We start from the raw sequence: 20,714 nt of genomic DNA, 5'->3' as shown, positions 1-20,714 counted from the left end.
ACGGACGGCAGATCAAGGTCGGCCGGTCTCGGTAAAAGAAAGCGAATGGGGATCAGAGCAGCACCACGTCATATTGTTCCTGGGAATACATGGTTTCGACCTGGAAGCGAATCGTGCGCCCGATAAACCCCTCCAGCTCCGCAACGTTGCCGGACTCTTCGTCCAGTAACCGATCGACCACTTTCTGGTTGGCAAGCACTCTATAACCTTCGGCCTGGTAGGCACGCGCCTCCCGTAAGATTTCCCGGAAAATCTCGTAGCAAACCGTTTCCGGAGTCTTCAACTTGCCGCGCCCCTGGCAACTGCTGCAGGGCTCGCACAACACTTGCTCAAGGCTCTCGCGCGTACGTTTACGGGTCATCTGCACCAGGCCCAGCTCGGTGATACCGATGATATTGGTCTTGGCGTGATCGCGTTCCAGTTGCTTTTCAAGGGTGCGCAACACCTGGCGCTGATGCTCTTCGTCCTCCATGTCGATGAAGTCGATGATGATGATGCCGCCCAGGTTGCGCAGGCGCAGTTGGCGGGCAATTGCGGTGGCCGCTTCCAGGTTGGTCTTGAATATGGTTTCTTCGAGGTTACGATGCCCCACAAAGGCGCCGGTGTTCACGTCAATGGTGGTCATGGCTTCGGCCGGGTCCACCACCAGGTAGCCGCCGGACTTGAGCGGCACTTTGCGCTCCAGGGCTTTCTGGATTTCGTCTTCGACGCCATACAGGTCGAAAATCGGCCGCTCGCCAGGGTAATGCTCCAGGCGGTCGGCAATTTCCGGCATCAGTTCGGCAACAAATTGCGTGGTGCGCTGGAAGGTTTCCCGCGAGTCGATGCGAATTTTCTCTATCTTCGGGCTGACCAGATCGCGCAGGGTACGCAGGGCCAGGCCGAGGTCTTCATAGATGACGCTCGGGGCACCGATGGTCTTGATCTGCGCGCCGATCTGATCCCACAGGCGCCGCAGGTAACGGATGTCCATGAGGATTTCATCCGCGCCAGCGCCTTCTGCGGCGGTGCGCAGGATGAAGCCACCGGCTTCCTTGATGCCTTCTGCGGCGACGCAGTCGCTGACCACCTTTTTCAGGCGCTCGCGCTCGGCTTCATCTTCGATCTTCAGCGAAATGCCGACATGAGCCGTGCGTGGCATGTACACCAGGTACCGCGACGGGATCGACAACTGCGTGGTCAGCCGTGCGCCTTTGGAGCCGATGGGGTCCTTGGTGACTTGCACCACCAGGCTCTGCCCTTCGTGCACCAACGCGCTGATGCTTTCGACCGCCGAGCCCTCACGTAAGGAAATCTCCGACGCATGGATAAACGCGGCGCGGTCCAGGCCGATGTCGACGAAAGCCGCCTGCATGCCCGGCAATACGCGCACCACTTTGCCTTTATAGATATTGCCGACGATCCCGCGCTTTTGCGTACGTTCGACGTGCACCTCTTGCAGAACACCGTTCTCTACCACCGCCACGCGCGATTCCATCGGCGTGATATTGATCAGAATCTCTTCACTCATGGCTGGGTCTCGTTCAGGCGTTTTCACAATAGTGACCAATCGCTTAAGGCTGGGCGCGCGGTAAAGGCGATCAGCGCGCGCTAAGGTTTTGCCAACAGGGTATGCCGAATTGACCGAGCAGTTGCGCGGTTTCGCACACGGGCAGACCGACCACCGCGGAATAACTGCCATTGAGCCCGGCGACAAACACCGAGCCCAGCCCCTGAATAGCATAGCCGCCCGCTTTATCCTGCGGTTCGCCACTGTGCCAGTAGGTTGTAGCCTCTTCGACAGAAATGCCGCGAAAACGTACACGGCTGCTTACACATAGCGTTTCGCAACGCTGCCCATCCGTGAGGGCAATCGCGGTGAGAACTTCATGTTCACGCCCGGCAAGCGCCATCAACATGGCCAACGCATCGGCCTGATCCACGGGCTTGCCGAGGATCTGCCCATCAACGATGACCGCCGTGTCGGCGCCCAGCACGCAGGCGCCAGAGGCTTTTTCGAGCACAGCAAAACCCGCCGCAGCCTTGCCGCGCGCAAGGCGCTCGACGTAGGCAACGGCGAGTTCATTTACAAGGGGAGTTTCATCAATGGCGGCACTGACCACGGTGAAAGGCACACCGATCTGGGTCAGCAGTTCACGCCGCCTTGGGGAGCCGGAGGCCAGATAAAGCGAATTCATACCAGACTCTCCCTGTGACATTCGATAACCAGGCAGAGCCTCGCAATCCATTCAATTGATTTTATAGCGGCGACGCAACCCACGCAGACCGAAGCTGACCCAAGGCCACAGCAAGGCGCTGACCAATGCCGGTAATACCAGCGCCAAGGTTGGCTGGCGGTTGCCGGTCAAGGCACTGAGCCACAGTTGCACCAATTGCGCCAAGCCAAAGATCACCAGAATCACCAGGCACTGCTGCCACATGGGGAACATGCGCAAACGCTGCTGCAACGACAGCACCAGGAACGTGATCAAGGTCAGGATCAGCGCGTTCTGGCCCAGCAAGGTGCCATAGAGCACGTCTTCCGCCAAGCCCAGGCACATCGCCGTGACCATGCCGATTTTATGCGGCAAGGTCAGCGACCAGAACGCCAGCAGCAGTGCCAGCCAGAGCGGGCGCAGGATTTCCATGAATTGCGGCAACGGCGAAACGCTGAGCAGCAAGCCGATGGCGAAGGTCAGCCAGACGATCCAGCCATTGCGCGAATGAGTACCGGCCATTATTCCTCCCTCTGCCGCGTGGTTGCCGGGGCGGTCGCCGGCGGCTTGGCTGCGGGCGTCGTGGTAGCAGGTGTGGCTGCAGGCTTGCTTGCCGGTTTGGCTGGACGCGCATTATGAGCAGCGGGCTTGACCGGGGTAGCGACGGGCGCTGCGGGGGCGGCAGGAGGCGCGGGCGGCCCGACGAAGGCAGGCTTGGGCACTGTGGCAGGCACTATCGGCGCCGTGCCGTTTTGCTTGTCTTCCGCTTCCTGAGCCTGGGCGGCGTCGTTGGCGCGTTCTTCCGGGGTGCGGTTGTCACTGAATACCAGCAACAGATAACGACTGCGGTTCAAGGCGGCGGTCGGTACGGCTCGCACAATGGCGAACGGCTGGCCGGAATCGTGAATGACTTCCTTGACGGTCGCCACCGGGTAACCCGCCGGGAACCGCTGACCCAGGCCGGAACTGACCAGCAGGTCGCCTTCCTTGATGTCTGCGGTGTCCGCCACATGGCGCAATTCCAGGCGTTCCGGATTACCGGTCCCGCTGGCAATCGCACGCAAGCCGTTGCGGTTGACCTGCACCGGAATGCTGTGAGTAGTGTCCGTCAGCAACAACACCCGCGAGGTGTAGGGCATCAACTCGACCACCTGCCCCATCAGGCCACGGGCATCGAGTACCGGCTGTCCAAGTACCACACCATCGCGCTCACCCTTGTTGATGATGATTCGATGGGTGAAAGGGTTGGGGTCCATGCCGATCAACTCGGCCACTTCAACCTTTTCGTTGACCAGTGCCGAGGAGTTAAGCAACTCGCGCAGCCGAACGTTCTGCTCGGTGAGGGCAGCCAGCTTCTGCATGCGCCCCTGCAACAGCAGGTTTTCAGTCTTGAGTTTTTCGTTCTCGGCGACAAGCTCGGTGCGGCTGCCGAACTGGCTGGCCACGCCCTGATAGAGCCGTTGCGGCAGGTCGGTGATCCAGTAAGTCTGCATCAACACCAGCGACATCTGGCTGCGCACGGGCTTGAGCAGTGCAAAGCGGGCATCGACCACCATCAGCGCGACCGAAAGCACGACCAGCACCAATAAGCGCACGCCCAATGAGGGGCCTTTGGCGAAAAGCGGTTTAATAAGCCGCTCCTCCCGGGCAAATGTTCTCTTTATTCATACGGCATCAAACCGGCCTGGATGCAGATTGAAGAAGATAAACGCCAACAGGCAGCACTGCAAAGTGCTGCCTGCCGACGAAGCATGTACCGCCCAAACGATCTTATTCGCTGGAAAGCAGGTCCATGGTGTGTTTATCCATCATTTCCAGTGCACGACCACCGCCACGGGCAACGCAGGTCAGCGGGTCTTCGGCGACGATCACCGGCAGGCCAGTCTCCTGGGCCAGCAGCTTGTCGAGGTCACGCAGCAAGGCGCCACCACCGGTCAGCACCAAGCCACGCTCGGCGATGTCGGAAGCCAGCTCCGGCGGCGATTGCTCCAGGGCGCTCTTCACGGCCTGAACGATAGTGGCCAGGGACTCTTGCAGAGCTTCCAGCACTTCGTTGGAGTTCAGGGTGAAGGCACGTGGAACGCCTTCGGCCAGGTTACGGCCGCGAACATCGACTTCGCGAACTTCGCCGCCTGGGTAAGCGGTGCCGATTTCCTGTTTGATGCGCTCAGCGGTGGATTCGCCGATCAGGCTGCCGTAGTTGCGGCGCACATAGGTGATGATCGCTTCGTCGAAGCGGTCGCCGCCGACGCGTACGGATTCGGCATACACCACACCGTTCAGGGAGATCAGGGCGATTTCAGTGGTACCACCACCGATATCCACCACCATCGAACCGCGCGCTTCCTCAACCGGGAGGCCGGCGCCGATAGCGGCAGCCATAGGCTCTTCGATCAGGAATACTTCGCGGGCACCGGCGCCAAGGGCCGATTCACGGATGGCACGACGCTCAACCTGGGTGGACTTGCACGGAACGCAGATCAGCACACGAGGGCTGGGCTGCAGGAAACTGTTTTCGTGAACCTTGTTGATGAAGTACTGCAGCATCTTTTCGCAGACGCTGAAGTCGGCGATCACGCCGTCTTTCATCGGACGAATGGCAGCAATGTTGCCAGGTGTGCGGCCGAGCATGCGCTTGGCCTCGGTGCCGACGGCAACGACACTTTTCTGATTACCATGGGTCCGAATGGCCACAACCGATGGCTCATTCAGAACGATACCGCGCTCGCGCACGTAAATAAGGGTGTTGGCAGTGCCCAGGTCAATGGAAAGATCGCTGGAAAACATGCCACGCAGTTTCTTGAACATGGGGAAAGGACCCTAGGCAACGCGTGGGTAAAAAAGTGCGGCAAACTCTAACAACGACAGGGATTTTGGGCAAGGCGCCAATGTGCTAAATTGGCCGACTTTCTGTGCACCTAACCCCACAATCGCGGCCATATGACCGTAGAAATGCGGTAGTGTTCCGACAATCTAACACACGGACGCCCTCCGTTCTGTTTTCCACTGGAGAATCCCATGGCGCTTGAACGCTCCGACGTGGAAAAAATCGCGCACCTGGCCTCGCTTGGCCTGAATGACGCCGATCTTCCACAGACCACCGCAGCCCTGAACAGCATTCTCGGGCTGGTTGACCAAATGCAGGCCGTGAATACCGACGGCATCGAGCCCCTGGCTCACCCGCTGGAAGCCAGCCAGCGCCTGCGCGCAGACGTCGTGACCGAAGTTAATAATCGCGAGGTCTACCAGTCCATCGCGCCAGCGGTCGAAAACGGCCTGTACCTGGTTCCGAAAGTCATCGACTAAAGGGAAAGAGCCTTTCATGCATCACATGACTCTGGCCGAGATCGCCCGCGGTCTCGCCGACAAAAAGTTTTCTTCCGAAGAGCTGACCAAGACCCTGCTGGCGCGTATCGCCGAGCTGGACCCGCAGGTCAACAGCTTCATCAGCCTCACCGAAGAGCTGGCCCTGAGCCAGGCCAGGGCCGCCGACGTCCGTCGCGCCAACGGTGAAAACGGCGCACTGCTGGGCGCACCGATCGCCCACAAAGACCTGTTCTGCACCCAGGGCATTCGCACCAGCTGCGGCTCGAAGATGCTCGACAATTTCAAAGCGCCCTACGACGCCACCGTGGTGTCCAGGCTGGCTGCCGCCGGGGCCGTGACTCTGGGCAAGACCAACATGGACGAATTCGCCATGGGTTCGGCCAACGAATCGAGCTACTACGGCGCGGTGAAAAACCCGTGGAACCTGGAGCACGTGCCCGGCGGTTCGTCGGGCGGTTCGGCTGCAGCCGTTGCCGCGCGCTTCCTGCCGGCGGCCACCGCCACCGACACCGGCGGCTCGATCCGCCAGCCTGCGGCCTTCACCAACCTCACCGGTCTGAAGCCGACCTACGGTCGCGTTTCCCGCTGGGGCATGATTGCCTACGCGTCCAGCCTGGATCAGGGCGGCCCTCTGGCCCGCACGGCTGAAGACTGCGCAATATTGTTACAAGGTATGGCCGGGTTCGATAAACAGGACTCCACCAGCATCGATGAGCCGGTGCCGGACTACAGCGCCAGCCTCAACACTTCGCTCAAGGGCCTGCGTATTGGCGTGCCGAAAGAGTATTTCAGCGCCGGCCTCGACCCGCGCATCGCCGAACTGGTGCACAACAGCATCAAAACGCTGGAAAAGCTCGGCGCGGTGATCAAGGAAGTCAGCCTGCCAAACAATCAGCACGCGATTCCCGCCTACTACGTGATCGCCCCGGCAGAAGCGTCTTCCAACCTGTCGCGCTTCGACGGCGTGCGTTTCGGCTACCGCTGTGAAAACCCGAAAGACCTGACCGAACTGTACAAGCGCTCCCGTGGCGAAGGTTTCGGTGCCGAAGTACAACGCCGCATCATGGTCGGCGCTTACGCGCTGTCGGCCGGCTACTACGACGCGTACTACCTCAAGGCGCAGAAAATCCGTCGTCTGGTGAAGAATGACTTCATGGCCGCCTTCGATGAAGTCGACGTGATCATCGGCCCCACCACGCCGAACCCGGCCTGGAAGCTCGGCGCCAAAAACGGCGACCCGGTGGCTGCGTACCTTGAAGACCTGTACACCATCACCGCCAACCTCGCGGGCTTGCCGGGCTTGTCCATGCCTGCAGGTTTCGTCGATGGCCTGCCGGTCGGCGTGCAATTGCTCGCCCCGTATTTCCAGGAAGGCCGCCTGCTCAATGTGGCGCACCAGTACCAGTTGAACACCGACTGGCACACTCGCACCCCTACCGGCTTCTGAGGAGAACACTATGCAATGGGAAGTCGTGATCGGGCTGGAGATTCATACCCAGCTCGCCACCCAATCGAAGATTTTCTCCGGCAGCGCCACCACGTTCGGCTCCGAGCCCAACACCCAGGCCAGCCTGGTCGACCTCGGCATGCCCGGCGTGCTGCCGGTGCTGAACGAGGAAGCGGTGCGCATGGCGGTGATGTTCGGCCTGGCGATTGACGCCGAAATCGGCCAGCACAACGTGTTCGCGCGCAAGAACTACTTCTACCCGGACCTGCCCAAGGGCTACCAGATCAGCCAGATGGAACTGCCTATCGTCGGCAAGGGCTACCTGGATATCCCGCTGGAAGACGGCACCATCAAACGTGTCGGCGTAACCCGCGCCCACCTGGAAGAAGACGCCGGCAAGAGCCTGCACGAAGAATTCCCGGGCGCCACCGGTATCGACCTCAACCGTGCCGGCACACCGCTGCTGGAAATCGTCTCCGAGCCGGACATGCGCAGCGCCAAGGAAGCCGTGGCCTACGTCAAGACCATCCATGCGCTGGTGCGTTACCTGGGCATCTGCGACGGCAACATGGCCGAAGGCTCGCTGCGTTGCGACTGCAACGTGTCGGTACGGCCAAAGGGCCAGGCCGAGTTCGGTACCCGCTGCGAGATCAAGAACGTCAACTCGTTCCGCTTTATCGAGAAGGCGATCAACACCGAAGTGCGTCGCCAGATCGAGCTGATCGAAGACGGCGGCAAGGTGATCCAGCAAACGCGCCTGTACGACCCGAACAAAGACGAAACCCGCGCCATGCGCAGCAAAGAGGAAGCCAACGACTACCGTTACTTCCCCGACCCGGACCTGTTGCCGGTGGTTATCGAAGACTCGTTCCTCAATGACGTGCGCGCGACCCTGCCGGAATTGCCGCAGCAAAAACGCGAGCGCTTCCAGACGGCGTTCGGCCTGTCGGTCTACGACGCCAGCGTGCTGGCTTCCAGCCGTGAACAAGCCGACTACTTCGAAAAAGTGCTGAGCATTGCCGGCGACGCCAAACTGGCGGCCAACTGGGTGATGGTTGAGCTGGGCAGCCTGTTGAACAAACAGGGCCTGGAAATCGACGAAGCCCCGGTCACCGCCGAGCAGTTGGGCGGCATGCTGCTGCGCATCAAGGACAACACCATCTCCGGCAAAATCGCCAAGGCCGTGTTTGAAGCGATGGCCGCAGGCGAAGGCAGTGCGGACGAGATCATCGAAAAGCGCGGCCTCAAGCAAGTCACCGACAGCGGCGCAATTTCGGCCGTATTGGATGAAATGCTCGCGGCCAATGCCGAGCAGGTCGAGCAGTACCGCGCAGCAGACGAAGCCAAGCGTGGCAAGATGTTCGGCTTCTTTGTTGGCCAGGCGATGAAAGCCTCCAAAGGTAAAGCCAACCCGCAACAGGTGAACGAACTGCTGAAAAGCAAGCTCGAAGGCTGATCCAATGATCGTTCCCACGCTCTGCGTGGGAACGCCTCACAGGACGCTCCGCGTCCGCTTTTGTGACGCAGAGCGTCACGGGCTGCATTCCCACGCGGAGCGTGGGAACGATCACCGGGGATACCTTGCATGAAGCGTCTACTCGGCCTCCTGGCCCTGTTCTCTCTGCTGGCCGGTTGCGCCAGCGGCCTCATCGACCCCAACGGCTACGACGAAACCGGCACCGCCTCCTATTACGGCGCCAAGCACCATGGCAACAAGACCGCCAGCGGTGAACCTTTCAACCAGAACGCCCTGACCGCCGCCCATCGGCGCCTGCCTTTCGGCACGCAGGTCAAGGTGACCAACCTCGACAACAACAAATCCGTGGTGGTGCGCATCAATGATCGCGGCCCGCACACCCGTGGGCGTTTGATCGACCTTTCACGCAAGGCTGCCGAACAACTGGGTATGCTGGGCAGCGGCACGGCGCGGGTGCGCGTGCAAGCCATGAGCAACTGATGAGGGAGACCCGGCCATTCTCGGACTAACCGCCCTTTCGCCCTGGAGCCTGCTCGAGCTGGTCAGCGGCTTGCTGCTGCTGATCGTCGGCGCGGAAATCCTCGTGCGCGCCGCCGTGCGCCTGGCCGCCAGCCTGAAAGTACGGCCGCTGATCATCGGCTTGAGCATCGTCGCTTTCGGCAGCAGCGCGCCGCAGATGACCGTCAGCCTGCAAGCCACCCTGGCGGGCAATACCGATATCGCCGTGGGCAGCGTGATCGGCAGCAGCATCTTCAACATTCTCGTCACCCTGGGCCTGTCGGCGCTGATCATTCCGTTGCGGGTGTCGCGGCAATTGGTGCGCCTGGATATTCCGGTGATGATCTGCGCCGGCCTGCTGGTGTTCACTCTGGCGGCCAATGAAGAACTCACGCCGTTCGACGGGCTGGTGTTGCTGGTGGCGTTGGTGGCGTATCTGGCGCTGCTGCATTACCAGACGCGCCACTCCCGCCGCCCGCGCACGCTCGACACCGTGGCCAACGCGCCCTGGCTGAGCAGCGTATTGCTGATGCTCGGCGGCTTGCTGGTGCTGGTACTCGCCGGGCATTTGCTGCTCGGTGCAGCCGTGGATGTGGCCAGCGATCTCGGCCTGTCGGAGCGCATCATCGGCCTGACGCTGATCGGCGTCGGCACCTCGCTGCCGGCCCTTGCCACTTCGCTGATTGCCGCCCTGCGCGGCGAACGCGAGATTGCGGTAGGCAACGTGATCGGCAGCAACCTGTTCAATCTGCTCGGGGTTTTGGGCTTTACCGCGCTGGTCGCGCCGACGCCGCTGTCGGTGTCGCCCAACGCGCTGGATTTCGACTTGCCGGTGATGCTCGCCGTGGTCGTGCTGTGCCTGCCGGTGTTCTACAGCGGCTACCGGGTGACACGGGCCGAAGGCCTGCTGTTTCTCGGCCTGTACCTGGTGTACGGGCTGCATGTGGTGTCGTTCACCTTCGGCATGCCGCTGGCCACCCGGCTTGAACACCTGATGCTGTATTACGTCCTGCCAGTGCTGGTGGCTTTCCTGTTGTTCACCTCGCTGCGAGCCTGGCGCCGCCAACACAAGAGGGAATCGCAATGACCGATCAGAAAAAGCCCGGGGTTGAAATGCGTCGCCAGGTGATGGGCGATGTGTTCGTCGACCGCGCCCTGGGCAATGCCACCGCGTTCACCCAGCCGCTGCAGGACTTCGTCAACGACCACGCCTGGGGCAGTGTGTGGAACCGCGAAGGCTTGCCGCTCAAAACCCGCAGCCTGATCACCCTCGCCGCCCTCACGGCGCTCAAGTGCCCGCAGGAGCTCAAGGGCCATGTGCGCGGCGCGCTGAACAATGGCTGCACGGTGGAAGAGATTCGCGAGGCGTTGCTGCATTGCGCGGTGTATGCGGGCGTGCCGGCGGCGATTGATGCGTTTCGGGCGGCGCAGGAAGTGATTGAGGCGTATCAGGCAGACAAGCAGTGACCGTTCAATAGCTATCGCAGGCAAGCCAGCTCCCACATTTAAATCTGTGAATACCTTCAAATGTGGGAGCTGGCTTGCCTGCGATTGGCCCTCAAAACCACCGCCCCTTCAGATCCAGCCCCCCGCCTGCAACACAAAAATCCCGATATTGGTGGTCACCGCCGCCATCAAGGTGGTGATCACAATAATCGCCGCCGCCAGCTCGTGATTGCCCTCAGCCGCGCGGGCCATCACAAAACTCGCCGCCGCCGTCGGTGCGCCGAAGTACAGAAACAAAATCCCCAGCTCCGGCCCGCGAAAGCCCAGCAGCCAGGCACCCAGTGTCGCGAACACCGGCAAGCCGACCATCTTCACCAGGCTGGCACTCAGGGCCATGCTCCCGCTTTTGCGCAGCGCCGCCAGCGACAGGGTGCCACCGATGCAGATCAGCGCCAGTGGCAGGGTCATGTCCGCCAGGTATTGGCCGGAGGACTCCAGCCAGCCCGGCAGGCCAATCTGGAACACCGCGAAGGGCGTGGCCACGATCACGCTGATGATCAGCGGGTTGGCCACCACACTTTTGAAGATGCTCCATGGGTCGGACTTGATCACCGGGCTGTACACCGCCAGCACAATGGTCGACAGGGTGTTGTAGAACAGAATCACCAGCGCCGCGAGGATCGCGCCGAGGGAAATGCCGTAATCGCCGTACATGCTGGCGGCCAGCGCCAGGCCAATCACCCCGTTGTTGCCGCGAAACGAACCCTGGGTGTAGATGCCACGGTCTTCACGGGGGCAACGAAAAATCGCCCAGCCCCAGGCCAGGGCAAAGCTCAGCAAGGTGGCGACGGCAAAGTAAATCAGCAGGCCCGGCTTGAGCGCCGAGTGCAGGTCGGCATGCAGGATGCCGAGAAACAGCAGCGCGGGCATGGTGACGTTGAACACCAGCGACGACGCGACGTGGATGAAGTTGTCGTTGATCCAGTTGATGCGCTTGAGCAGCACACCGAGAAACAGCATGGCAAACACCGGCGCGGTGATGGTCAGGGTGGTGAGGAAAATAGCCAGCATGCCGGGGAGAACCTTGGTGAGCGTCGTCAGGTGGCTAATGATAAGCCATGCAGCCCTGTCCGTCTGGACGACACCGATCAAATGTGGGAGCTGACTTGCCTGCGATCGCGGTGTTTCAGTCGAAACATCTGTTACTGATACACCGACATCGCAGGCAAGCCAGCTCCCACAGGGTCCACGTCAGTCTCAGGTGATGGGCGCCGGGTTGAACAGGGTGATGTCGTTGTGCAGCTTGTGCCGCTCGGCCCACGTCTGCTTTTTGCCGCTGGCCACGTCCAGATAGAAGTGAAACAGCTCCCAGCCCAATTCCTCGATGCTCGCGCGGCCGGTGGCAATACGACCGGCATCGATGTCGATCAAGTCCGGCCAGCGCTGCGCCAGTTCCGTACGCGTCGAGACCTTTACCACCGGCGCCATCGCCAGCCCGTACGGCGTGCCACGCCCGGTGGTGAACACATGCAGGTTCATTCCGGCCGCCAGTTGCAAAGTGCCACACACAAAGTCGCTGGCCGGCGTTGCGCAGAAGATCAGGCCCTTGCCCTTGAAACGCTCCCCCGGGCCGAGCACGCCGTTGATCGCGCTGCTGCCGGATTTGACGATAGAGCCCAGGGACTTCTCGACGATATTCGACAACCCGCCCTTCTTGTTCCCCGGCGTGGTATTGGCGCTGCGGTCCGCCTCGCCCTTGGCCAGGTAACGGTCGTACCAGTCCATTTCCCTGACAAGTTCTTCGGCAACTGCCTTCGTCTCGGCGCGAGAAGTCAGCAGATAAATGGCATCGCGTACTTCAGTCACTTCGGAAAACATCACCGTCGCCCCGGCGCGCAGCAGCAAGTCCGAGGCATAGCCCAGCGCCGGGTTGGCGGTGATGCCGGAAAACGCATCACTGCCGCCGCATTGCATGCCCAGGATCAGCTCTGACGCGGGCACGGTTTCACGGCGGCGCTGGTCGAGCTTCTTCAAGCGCGTCTCGGCCAGTGCCATGATCTGCTCGATCATCTCGGTAAAACCGTGGCTGGAGTCCTGCAGCCGGTACAGCCACGGCTCGCTCAAATCGACGGAGCTGTCGTCGGCGTGCATCACCTGCCCGGCCTGCAATTTCTCGCAGCCCAGGCTGATCACCAGCGCTTCGCCACCCAGGTTGGGGTTACGCGCCAGATTGCGCACGGTGCGGATCGGGATGTACGCGTCGGTCGCGGTGATCGCCACGCCGCAGCCATAGCTGTGAGTCAGCGCCACCACGTCGTCGACATGCGGGTACTTGGGCAGTAGCTCGTCCTTGATGCGCTTGACCGCGTGATCCAGTACGCCGGTGACGCACTGCACCGTGGTGGTGATGCCGAGGATGTTGCGCGTGCCCACCGTGCCGTCGGCGTTGCGGTAACCCTCGAACGTGAAGCCTTCCAGCGGCGCCTGGGTTTCAGGCACCTCGGTGGACAGCGGCAGGCTGTCCAGCGGTGGCGCGGTGGGCATGCGCAGTTGATCTTCCTGCACCCAACTGCCGCGCGGAATCGGCGTCAGAGCGTAACCAATGGTCTGGCCGTAGCGAATGATCTGGCCGCCTTCGGGGATATCTTCCAGGGTCACCTTGTGGCTTTGCGGGATGAAATCCACGGTCACCAGGCCGTCCGGGAACTCGGTGCCGGCCGGTACGCCCTGGTCATTGACCACGATCACCACGTTGTCGCGCGCGTGCAACCGAATGGAGCGCGGCGAATCGGCATGTTCAATCAACTGCATTACATCGTCCTCAGGAATGCGCGTGGGTCAGGTCTGTCAGCTCGGGGCCTTTGCTGGGCGGCTCTTTGAGCACCACACGTTTGATCGGGCCGACGATGACCAGGTAGCTGAACACCGCCAGCAGCGCGTTGGCGCCCACAAACACCAGCGCCCATTTGAACGAGCCGGTGGTGCTAATGATGTAGCCGATCACGATCGGCGTGCTGATGGAGGCCAGGTTGCCGAACATATTGAACAGGCCGCCGCTCAAGCCGGCGATTTGTTTCGGTGAGGTGTCGGACACCACCGCCCAACCCAGTGCGCCAACGCCTTTGCCGAAGAAGGCCAGGGCCATGAAGCCCACCACCATCCACTCGATGTCCACGTAGTTACACGCCACGATGCTGCACGACACCAGCAACCCGCCAATGATCGGCGCCTTGCGGGCGAATGTCAGCGAGTGGCCCTTGCGCAACAAATAGTCGGAAATCAAACCGCCGAGCACCCCGCCGATAAACCCGCAGATCGCCGGCAGCGAGGCAATGAACCCGGCCTTTAGAATGGTCATGCCGCGTTCCTGCACCAGGTACACCGGAAACCAGGTCAGGAAGAAATAGGTGATACCGTTAATGCAGTACTGGCCCAGGTACACGCCGAGCATCATGCGGTTGGTCAGCAATTGGCGGATGTAATCCCACTTCGGCCCGTCGGTTTTCTGGCCGCGGGCCTTGTCCTGGTCCATATCGACCATCGCCCCGTTGGCGCTGATGTGTTGCAGCTCGGCGTCATTGATCATCGGATGCTGGCGCGGGCCGTGGATCAGTTTCAGCCAGATCAGCGAGAACAGAATGCCGATGCCGCCCATCACGATAAACACGTGCTGCCAGCCGAAGGTGTAGACGATCCAGCCCATCAGCGGTGCAAACAGCACCGTGGCGAAGTACTGCGCGGAGTTGAAGATCGCCGAGGCCGTGCCGCGTTCGGCGGTAGGAAACCACGCCGCCACAATGCGCGCATTGCCGGGGAAAGAAGGTGCTTCAGCCAGGCCCACCAGAAAGCGCAGCATGAACAGCGCGACGATGGCGGTGGAAACACCAAACTCACCGACATAGCCTTGCAGCACGGTGAACAGCGACCAGGTGAAGATGCTCAGGGCGTAGATTTTTTTCGAACCGAAGCGGTCCAGCAGCCAGCCACCGGGGATTTGCCCGGCCACATAGGCCCAACCGAATGCGGAGAAGATGTAACCGAGGGTGACCGCGTCGATGCCGAGGTCTTTTTGCAGGCTGGAGCCGGCAATGGCGATAGTGGCCCGGTCGGCATAGTTGATCGTGGTCACCAGAAACAGCATGAGCAGGATCAAATAGCGGACGTGAGTCGGCTTGGTCGCTTGCATGAAGATGTACTCCCACTAATTATTTTTTTTGCGGGTGATTGTCTTGTTGTGTGCAGGACCGGCTTTGTGTGGGAGCTGGCTTGCCTGCGATACAGGCACCGCGGTGTGTCAGGTACACCGCAGTGATGCTATCGCAGGCAAGCAAGCTCCCACACAAGCAGGGCTCGCAGGTGTTACGAACCGATGTAGCTGGTTTTCACCACGGTGTAGAACTCTTGCGCATAGCGACCCTGCTCGCGCGAACCATAGGACGAACCCTTACGCCCACCGAACGGCACGTGATAGTCCACACCGGCAGTCGGCAGGTTGACCATCACCATTCCGGCCTGGGAGTGGCGCTTGAAGTGGTTGGCATATTTCAATGACGTGGTGGCAATCCCCGCCGACAGGCCGAACTCGGTGTCGTTGGCCATGGCCAGCGCCGCCTCGTAGTCCGCCACGCGCACCACGTTGGCCACCGGGCCGAAGATTTCTTCACGGCTGATGCGCATCGCGGCTTCACTGTCGGCAAACAGCGTCGGTGCCAGGAAGTAGCCTTCGGTATCACAGGTCACCAGGCCGCCACCGCTGACCAGCCGCGCGCCTTCGCTTTGGCCGATGTCGATGTATTTCAGGTCCTGGTCCAGTTGGGCCTGGGAAACCACCGGGCCGATGTCGGTGCCGCTTTTCAGGGCGTGGCCGACCTTGATCGACTTCATGCGCTCGGCCATGGCCGCGACGAACTGGTCGTGAATACCGGCGGTAACGATCAGGCGGCTGGACGCCGTGCAACGCTGGCCGGTGGAGTAAAACGCGCTCTGCACCGACAGCTCGACGGCCTGCTTGAGGTCGGCGTCGTCGAGGATGATCTGCGGGTTCTTGCCGCCCATTTCCAACTGAACTTTGGCCTGGCGCGACACACAACTGACGGCGATCTGACGCCCCACACCCACGGACCCGGTAAAGCTGATGCCGTCGACTTTCGGGCTGTTGACCAGCACGTCGCCGACCACACGGCCACTGCCCATCACCAGGTTGAATACACCGGCGGGGAAGCCCGCACGGGAGATGATTTCAGCCAAAGCCCAGGCGCAGCCCGGTACCAGTTCGGCCGGTTTGACCACCACACAGTTGCCGTAGGCCAGGGCCGGGGCGATTTTCCAGGCCGGAATGGCAATCGGGAAGTTCCACGGCGTGATCAGGCCGACCACACCCAACGCTTCACGGGTGACTTCCACGTTGACGCCCGGGCGCACCGACGGCACGTAGTCGCCAGACAACCGCAGGCATTCACCGGCGAAAAATTTGAAAATGTTGCCGGCGCGGGTCACTTCGCCGATGGCTTCGGGCAGGGTCTTGCCCTCTTCCCGCGCAAGCAGAGTGCCGAGCTCTTCGCGACGGGCAAGGATTTCGCTGCCGACTTTATCGAGGGCGTCATGACGAGCCTGGATGCCGGACGTGGACCAGGCGGGGAAAGCAGCACGCGCGGCGTCGATAGCAGCGTTGACCTGGGCTACATCAGCCTTGGCGTATTCGCCGATCGCATCGGAAAGCTCCGACGGGTTGATGTTGACGCAATAGTCGGCACCGGCCACCCACTCGCCGTTGATGTAGTGATCAAAACGTTTGGCTTGGGACACAAATCTTCTCCTGACGCAAAAGGCCGCTGAGCGATCAGCGGCCTTGTTGATAAGTTACTGCGGACCTTGCTTGTCGATCAGCGCGGCCAAGGCTTCGTATTCTTCCGGCAGCAGGTCGGTCAACGGCGTGCGAACCGGGCCTGCGTCGTAGCCGACGATTTTGGCGCCGGCCTTGACGATGCTCACGGCATAACCGGCCTTGCGGTTACGGATGTCGAGGTAAGGCAGGAAGAAGTTGTCGATGATCTTGGCGACGGTGGCGTGATCGTCCTTGGCAATTGCGTGGTAGAAGTCCATCGCGGTTTTCGGCAGGAAGTTGAACACCGCCGAGGAGTACACCGGCACGCCCAGGGCTTTGTAGGCAGCAGCGTAAACCTCTGCAGTCGGCAGGCCGCCGAGGTAGCTGAAACGGTCACCGAGGCGACGACGGATCGACACCATCAGCTCGATATCACCCAGGCCGTCTTTGTAACCGATCAGGTTCGGGCAGCGTTCGGCCAGGCGTTCCAGCAGCGGCGCGGTCAGGCGGCAGACGTTACGGTTGTAGACCACCACGCCGATTTTCACCGATTTGCACACGGCTTCAACGTGAGCGGCAACGCCGTCCTGGCTGGCTTCAGTCAGGTAATGCGGCAGCAGCAGCAGGCCTTTGGCGCCAAGGCGCTCGGCTTCCTGGGCGTACTCGATGGCCTGGCGGGTCGAACCACCGACACCGGCCAGAATCGGCACGCTGGTGGCGCAGGTGTCCACTGCCGTCTTCACCACTTGGGAATATTCGCTGGCGGCCAGGGAGAAAAACTCACCGGTGCCGCCGGCGGCGAACAGGGCAGTGGCGCCGTAAGGGGCCAGCCATTCCAGGCGCTTGATGTAGCCCGCCTGGTGGAAGTCACCCTGGCCGTTGAAATCGGTCACCGGGAAGGACAGCAGACCGTGGGAGAGGATGGACTTCAGTTCTTGTGGATTCATTATTCGAACACCCTGGGCGAAAACTTTCTGTCGAAAGGTTGTTGTTGATTTGTTGATGTCGTACGTCATCGTACAACTATAAAAAGATTCGTCAACTGCAATTCATCAGGCTTCATGTTCGGCGCGACGTTTAACTGGGCGTCTTGACGTAGGAAATTATTCTTCTATGATCGACATAGCTGTATATACATACAGTTAAAAAGGAAGATTCCTACGACATAGCAAGGAGCTAACATGTCAGGTCTTGAACTCGCTGCACCCGAGAAAAACCCGCCTACCCTGCGCTTTGAAGGCGGCGAACACACGGCTATCGGCGACGATACGCTGCTGCGTTTCGTCAAGGGCGCTCCGGCGATTCCCGCGCGGCAAGTGGAACTGCACCTGCCCAACGGGCTGGCGCTGACTTATGGCCAGGTGATTGCCCTGGGCGGTGACTTTTACGGTATTCCAGGCCAGCCCATCAGCGACGGCGCCTCCCCTGCCGATCGTGTGAAACGCTTTACCGCCGCGTTTAATTCACTGGCCGTATTGCCGGCTTCACGAGACGAAGCCGGCAAAATCCTCGCGGTGATGCAAAAGGAGATCAACGCGGTCAACCAGGCGATCCGGGAGGGCAAGCAACCCCATGAAGCCTATGACGCGCTGGGTGATACGTTGTCGGAAGAGTGGAACCGCATCACCGGGGGCGGCAGCGCGGTGTCGGCGCTGATTCCGCTGGGGCGTTACCTGAAACTGGCGGCGGACAACGCTGATCATTTCGGCGAATGGGCCTTGTCGGCTTACCTGGCCGGTCATACAGCGGCGCTGCAACAAGCGGTCGTCGCCCATCAAACCGGCACTGACCAGGCGCTCGAGTTGGCCTACGCCATGAATAGCTTCGCCGATCACTTTTTGACCGATCTGTTTTCCGCCGGCCACTTGCGCGTGCCGCGCAAACAACTGGCTGCCGTGGTCACGCCGGGTGAACTGGGTTCGCTGATCAGCCGTTTCATGCATGACGAAGACAGCAAATTCGGGCTCAAGGTGCGCAATGCCATGGGCGATCAGTGGCACGCCTACGGCGATAAACGCTATTTCGACAGCATCGACGCGGACAACCGCGCCATGGTCAAACGCGCGGTACAGGCCTCGGCCGATGAAATCTTCGAGACCTTCCTCAGCGGCGCAGCGCCCTCCCCGGCCAGCTTCAAGGCGCCGCTGTATGTGCCGGACTTGAACGCCGCGCAGAACCCGGCGAACAACTTCTCGCCGCTGTTCAAGAGGGAGGGTGACAAGGTGCTGCGCCGCAAGGACGTGAATGACCTCAACGACAAGCACTGGACCAATGACTGGTGGGGGTGGAGTACTTACTTGCTGCTCAAGGACTACAAGCCCAATCAACCGGCCAGTTAAGCAGGCGCATCACCCAAGGCAATGAAGATCAACTGTGGGAGCTGGCTTGCCTGCGATGGCATCAACCGGGTCTGCCTGAGATACCGAGGTGTCTGCATCGCAGGCAAGCCAGCTCCCACACAAGCCCACACTCGATAGGCATCACCTTCAACCGCGCTGCGCTTCTGCCTCTTCATGGGCATGGCGCAGTCGTTCACGGCTGTTGGTCAAGTGCAGGCGCATGGCTGCGCGTGCGGCGTCCGAATCCTGGCGGGCAATCGCCTCGTAAATTTCTTCGTGTTCGCGGCTCAGGCGGCCCATGTAGTGCTGCTGGTCATCGTGAGCCAGGCGCGCCGAGTTCAGGCGGGTACGCGGAATGATGCTGGTGCCCAGGTGGGTCATGATGTCGGTGAAGTAGCGGTTGCCGGTGGACAATGCGATTTCCAGGTGGAACGCAAAATCCGACGCCACGGCATCGCCAGCGTGGGCAGCGCTTTCATTCAGCGCGTCGAGGGCAGCGCGCATGGCGGCCAGTTGCTCATCGCTGCGGCGCAAGGCAGCAAGCCCGGCGGATTCCACTTCCAGGCTGATGCGCAGCTCCAGAATCGCCAGCACATCACGCAATGTCACTACGGTGGCCGGGTCGATCCGGAAGCCGCTCGGGCTTGGCGTGTCCAATACAAAAGTGCCGATACCGTGGCGGGTTTCGACCTGCCCTGCTGCCTGCAGACGGGAGATGGCCTCGCGCACCACTGTGCGGCTGACCCCATGGGCATCCATGATCGCCGACTCGGTGGGCAGTTTGTCGCCCCGCTTGAGCTGGCCGTCGCGGATCTGCTCGGACAACACCGTGACCAATTCCTGGGCAAGGCTGCGGCGCTTGCGGGGAAGACGAGGGGCGGCGTTGGCGTTTTCCATGATGAATCATCTTTCTCGGCGAACTTGAGGGGGCATCATAGCCCATGGCGGTTGTACGATCACCGTTCTGACGCGACTTTCATCCATATCAAGCGCGCAAAAAAATGCCCCGGCACAGGCCGGGGCATTTTTGTGGCTTACCCGAGGGTAAAAGCCGGTTACTTCACCACTTTCAGGCTCGGCCGGCCGCTTGGGCGCGGCGGCTCTGTATCCGGTGGTGGCAGGTCATCGCCGTTTTCGTCTTCGATCGCTTCGTCTTCCTCGAAAGGCGACTCCAGATCAAACACCATGCCCTGGCCATTTTCCCGGGCATAGATGCCGAGGATGGCGCCAATCGGCACGAACAGCGTGTGCGGCACGCCGCCAAAACGCCCTTCGAAGCTCACTGCCTCGTTGTCCATGTGCAGGTGGCGCACGGCGCTGGGTGATACGTTCAGTACAATCTGCCCGTCACTGGCAAAGCCTTGCGGCACGTCAACCTTGGGAAATTCGGAGTTGACCAGCATGTGCGGGGTGCAATCGTTGTCCACAATCCACTCATAGAGCGCGCGGACCAAATAGGGTCGACTGGAGTTCATCAGCGGCTCCTTAAGCCTTAGCGCATGTCGCGTTCGACACCAGACAGACTCGCCTGGAAAGCCTCACGCGCAAACTGGCGCTCCATGTAATCAAGCAACGGCTTGGCCGGCCGCGGCAGTTCAATACCGAGAATCGGCAAGCGCCAGAGTATGGGTAATAGGCAGCAATCCACCAAGCTTTGTTCCTCACTGAGGAAAAAAGGCTTGTCGGCGAACAGCGGCGAAACACCGGTCAGGCTCTCGCGCAATTCCTTGCGCGCCTGCACCCGAACGGCTTCTTTTGTACGTGAATCCAGAATCACATCCACCAGCCCGCACCAGTCACGCTGGATCCGGTGGATCAGCAGGCGGCTGTTGGCGCGTGCCACCGGGTACACCGGCAGCAAAGGCGGATGCGGGTAACGCTCATCCAGGTATTCCATCACCACGGTCGACTCCCACAACGCCAGGTCGCGGTCGACCAGGGTGGGCAAGCTGCCGTAAGGGTTCACTTCGATCAGTTTTGGCGGCTGACGGCCCGCCTCCACACTGATGATCTCTGCGCTGACACCCTTCTCTGCGAGCACGATACGCACTCGGTGGGAATAGTGGTCGGCGGGGTCGGAGTAACAGGCCAACCGGTTGGTCACGCCCATGGCGGTCCTCCTCGCTTGTTGAAATTATCGAAAGCTCAAAAACGAGCGCGC

At 61.0% G+C, this 20,714-nt stretch carries 20 protein-coding genes; 7 read left to right on the top strand and 13 right to left on the bottom strand.

Annotation, left to right across the window (positions count from 1 at the left end; all coding sequences use genetic code 11):
* Positions 1-52 precede the first annotated feature (52 nt).
* The 5 genes from rng to mreB form a co-directional block, all read right to left on the bottom strand.
* Positions 53-1,510 (bottom strand): ribonuclease G, encoded by a 1,458-nt coding sequence (gene rng / locus ATI14_RS11660; RefSeq protein ID WP_016974303.1) that lies wholly within the window; start codon positions 1,508-1,510, stop codon positions 53-55.
* A gap of 70 nt (positions 1,511-1,580) precedes the next feature.
* The gene (locus tag ATI14_RS11655) at positions 1,581-2,177 is read right to left on the bottom strand and encodes a Maf family protein (protein WP_016974304.1); all 597 of its coding nucleotides are present in this window, start codon (positions 2,175-2,177) and stop codon (positions 1,581-1,583) included.
* A 51-nt stretch (positions 2,178-2,228) separates the two neighbouring features.
* Positions 2,229-2,717: a rod shape-determining protein MreD gene (gene mreD / locus ATI14_RS11650; protein ID WP_016974305.1), complete on the bottom strand. Its 489-nt coding sequence runs from the start codon at positions 2,715-2,717 to the stop codon at positions 2,229-2,231.
* Entirely contained in the window at positions 2,717-3,826 is a 1,110-nt protein-coding gene (gene mreC / locus ATI14_RS11645; protein ID WP_080520111.1) for a rod shape-determining protein MreC, read from the bottom strand. The genes mreD and mreC overlap by 1 nt, the downstream gene beginning before the upstream one ends.
* Positions 3,827-3,965: 139 nt before the next feature.
* The gene (gene mreB, locus ATI14_RS11640; protein ID WP_002555108.1) at positions 3,966-5,003 is read right to left on the bottom strand and encodes a rod shape-determining protein MreB; all 1,038 of its coding nucleotides are present in this window, start codon (positions 5,001-5,003) and stop codon (positions 3,966-3,968) included.
* A 210-nt stretch (positions 5,004-5,213) separates the two neighbouring features.
* Between mreB and gatC the strand changes: the two genes are divergently transcribed.
* The 6 genes from gatC (at position 5,214) to ATI14_RS11610 (ending at position 10,411) form a co-directional block, all read left to right on the top strand.
* Positions 5,214-5,501 (top strand): Asp-tRNA(Asn)/Glu-tRNA(Gln) amidotransferase subunit GatC, encoded by a 288-nt coding sequence (gene gatC, locus ATI14_RS11635; RefSeq protein WP_016971552.1) that lies wholly within the window; start codon positions 5,214-5,216, stop codon positions 5,499-5,501.
* A gap of 16 nt (positions 5,502-5,517) precedes the next feature.
* On the top strand, positions 5,518-6,969 hold the full coding sequence (gene gatA / locus ATI14_RS11630) for an Asp-tRNA(Asn)/Glu-tRNA(Gln) amidotransferase subunit GatA (protein WP_016971553.1): 1,452 nt from the start codon (positions 5,518-5,520) through the stop codon (positions 6,967-6,969).
* Between the two features lie 10 nt (positions 6,970-6,979).
* The gene (gene gatB / locus ATI14_RS11625) at positions 6,980-8,425 is read left to right on the top strand and encodes an Asp-tRNA(Asn)/Glu-tRNA(Gln) amidotransferase subunit GatB (protein WP_080520110.1); all 1,446 of its coding nucleotides are present in this window, start codon (positions 6,980-6,982) and stop codon (positions 8,423-8,425) included.
* Between the two features lie 129 nt (positions 8,426-8,554).
* Complete coding sequence (locus tag ATI14_RS11620) at positions 8,555-8,926, top strand: septal ring lytic transglycosylase RlpA family protein (protein ID WP_016971555.1); 372 nt, start codon at positions 8,555-8,557, stop codon at positions 8,924-8,926.
* Between the two features lie 58 nt (positions 8,927-8,984).
* Complete coding sequence (locus ATI14_RS11615) at positions 8,985-10,031, top strand: calcium/sodium antiporter (RefSeq protein ID WP_026083003.1); 1,047 nt, start codon at positions 8,985-8,987, stop codon at positions 10,029-10,031.
* Positions 10,028-10,411, top strand: a complete 384-nt coding sequence (locus ATI14_RS11610; RefSeq protein ID WP_016971557.1) for a carboxymuconolactone decarboxylase family protein — start codon at positions 10,028-10,030, stop codon at positions 10,409-10,411. The genes ATI14_RS11615 and ATI14_RS11610 overlap by 4 nt, the downstream gene beginning before the upstream one ends.
* Positions 10,412-10,519: 108 nt before the next feature.
* Here ATI14_RS11610 and ATI14_RS11605 read toward each other — a convergent pair whose 3' ends face one another.
* The 5 genes from ATI14_RS11605 to kdgD all read right to left on the bottom strand — a co-directional run bounded on the left by ATI14_RS11605 (position 10,520) and on the right by kdgD (position 17,161).
* On the bottom strand, positions 10,520-11,461 hold the full coding sequence (locus tag ATI14_RS11605) for an AEC family transporter (protein ID WP_016971558.1): 942 nt from the start codon (positions 11,459-11,461) through the stop codon (positions 10,520-10,522).
* A 186-nt stretch (positions 11,462-11,647) separates the two neighbouring features.
* The gene (gene garD / locus ATI14_RS11600; protein WP_016971559.1) at positions 11,648-13,201 is read right to left on the bottom strand and encodes a galactarate dehydratase; all 1,554 of its coding nucleotides are present in this window, start codon (positions 13,199-13,201) and stop codon (positions 11,648-11,650) included.
* 10 nt (positions 13,202-13,211) lie between these two features.
* Positions 13,212-14,576, bottom strand: coding sequence for an MFS transporter (locus ATI14_RS11595; protein WP_016971560.1), 1,365 nt, complete (start codon positions 14,574-14,576; stop codon positions 13,212-13,214).
* 173 nt (positions 14,577-14,749) lie between these two features.
* Entirely contained in the window at positions 14,750-16,195 is a 1,446-nt protein-coding gene (locus ATI14_RS11590; protein WP_016971561.1) for an aldehyde dehydrogenase family protein, read from the bottom strand.
* A 54-nt stretch (positions 16,196-16,249) separates the two neighbouring features.
* Complete coding sequence (kdgD, locus tag ATI14_RS11585) at positions 16,250-17,161, bottom strand: 5-dehydro-4-deoxyglucarate dehydratase (protein WP_080520056.1); 912 nt, start codon at positions 17,159-17,161, stop codon at positions 16,250-16,252.
* Positions 17,162-17,395: 234 nt separating this feature from the next.
* On the opposite strand from kdgD, the gene ATI14_RS11580 reads away from it, so the two are divergent.
* A complete protein-coding gene (locus ATI14_RS11580; protein ID WP_016971563.1) occupies positions 17,396-18,553 on the top strand; it encodes a hypothetical protein in 1,158 nt (385 codons plus the stop codon).
* Between the two features lie 147 nt (positions 18,554-18,700).
* Here the strand turns inward: ATI14_RS11580 and ATI14_RS11570 are convergent, their stop codons facing one another.
* From ATI14_RS11570 to ATI14_RS11560, 3 genes are all read right to left on the bottom strand, one after another.
* A complete protein-coding gene (locus ATI14_RS11570) occupies positions 18,701-19,450 on the bottom strand; it encodes a FadR/GntR family transcriptional regulator (RefSeq protein ID WP_016971564.1) in 750 nt (249 codons plus the stop codon).
* Between the two features lie 158 nt (positions 19,451-19,608).
* Positions 19,609-20,028 carry a ClpXP protease specificity-enhancing factor gene (locus tag ATI14_RS11565; RefSeq protein ID WP_016971565.1) on the bottom strand — a complete coding sequence of 140 codons (420 nt, stop codon included), beginning with the start codon at positions 20,026-20,028 and terminating at the stop codon, positions 19,609-19,611.
* Positions 20,029-20,045: 17 nt separating this feature from the next.
* The gene (locus tag ATI14_RS11560; protein WP_016971566.1) at positions 20,046-20,663 is read right to left on the bottom strand and encodes a glutathione S-transferase N-terminal domain-containing protein; all 618 of its coding nucleotides are present in this window, start codon (positions 20,661-20,663) and stop codon (positions 20,046-20,048) included.
* Positions 20,664-20,714: the final 51 nt, after the last annotated feature.

Origin of the sequence: Pseudomonas tolaasii NCPPB 2192 (genome assembly GCF_002813445.1) — a bacterium.
In the GTDB taxonomy this organism is placed as follows: domain Bacteria; phylum Pseudomonadota; class Gammaproteobacteria; order Pseudomonadales; family Pseudomonadaceae; genus Aquipseudomonas; species Aquipseudomonas tolaasii.
Note: the sequence above shows the minus strand (reverse complement) of the source record. Positions and strands in the feature narration are given on the sequence as shown.

What these genes read in the sequence shown, in the direction of transcription:
- rng (WP_016974303.1), bottom strand. Translation starts at nt 1,510, where the DNA reads ATGAGTGAAGAGATTCTGATCAATATCACGCCGATGGAATCGCGCGTG.
- ATI14_RS11655 (WP_016974304.1), bottom strand. Translation starts at nt 2,177, where the DNA reads ATGAATTCGCTTTATCTGGCCTCCGGCTCCCCAAGGCGGCGTGAACTG.
- mreD (WP_016974305.1), bottom strand. Translation starts at nt 2,717, where the DNA reads ATGGCCGGTACTCATTCGCGCAATGGCTGGATCGTCTGGCTGACCTTC.
- mreB (WP_002555108.1), bottom strand. Translation starts at nt 5,003, where the DNA reads ATGTTCAAGAAACTGCGTGGCATGTTTTCCAGCGATCTTTCCATTGAC.
- gatC (WP_016971552.1), top strand. Translation starts at nt 5,214, where the DNA reads ATGGCGCTTGAACGCTCCGACGTGGAAAAAATCGCGCACCTGGCCTCG.
- gatA (WP_016971553.1), top strand. Translation starts at nt 5,518, where the DNA reads ATGCATCACATGACTCTGGCCGAGATCGCCCGCGGTCTCGCCGACAAA.
- gatB (WP_080520110.1), top strand. Translation starts at nt 6,980, where the DNA reads ATGCAATGGGAAGTCGTGATCGGGCTGGAGATTCATACCCAGCTCGCC.
- ATI14_RS11620 (WP_016971555.1), top strand. Translation starts at nt 8,555, where the DNA reads ATGAAGCGTCTACTCGGCCTCCTGGCCCTGTTCTCTCTGCTGGCCGGT.
- ATI14_RS11610 (WP_016971557.1), top strand. Translation starts at nt 10,028, where the DNA reads ATGACCGATCAGAAAAAGCCCGGGGTTGAAATGCGTCGCCAGGTGATG.
- ATI14_RS11605 (WP_016971558.1), bottom strand. Translation starts at nt 11,461, where the DNA reads ATGCTGGCTATTTTCCTCACCACCCTGACCATCACCGCGCCGGTGTTT.
- garD (WP_016971559.1), bottom strand. Translation starts at nt 13,201, where the DNA reads ATGCAGTTGATTGAACATGCCGATTCGCCGCGCTCCATTCGGTTGCAC.
- ATI14_RS11595 (WP_016971560.1), bottom strand. Translation starts at nt 14,576, where the DNA reads ATGCAAGCGACCAAGCCGACTCACGTCCGCTATTTGATCCTGCTCATG.
- kdgD (WP_080520056.1), bottom strand. Translation starts at nt 17,161, where the DNA reads ATGAATCCACAAGAACTGAAGTCCATCCTCTCCCACGGTCTGCTGTCC.
- ATI14_RS11580 (WP_016971563.1), top strand. Translation starts at nt 17,396, where the DNA reads ATGTCAGGTCTTGAACTCGCTGCACCCGAGAAAAACCCGCCTACCCTG.
- ATI14_RS11570 (WP_016971564.1), bottom strand. Translation starts at nt 19,450, where the DNA reads ATGGAAAACGCCAACGCCGCCCCTCGTCTTCCCCGCAAGCGCCGCAGC.
- ATI14_RS11565 (WP_016971565.1), bottom strand. Translation starts at nt 20,028, where the DNA reads ATGAACTCCAGTCGACCCTATTTGGTCCGCGCGCTCTATGAGTGGATT.
- ATI14_RS11560 (WP_016971566.1), bottom strand. Translation starts at nt 20,663, where the DNA reads ATGGGCGTGACCAACCGGTTGGCCTGTTACTCCGACCCCGCCGACCAC.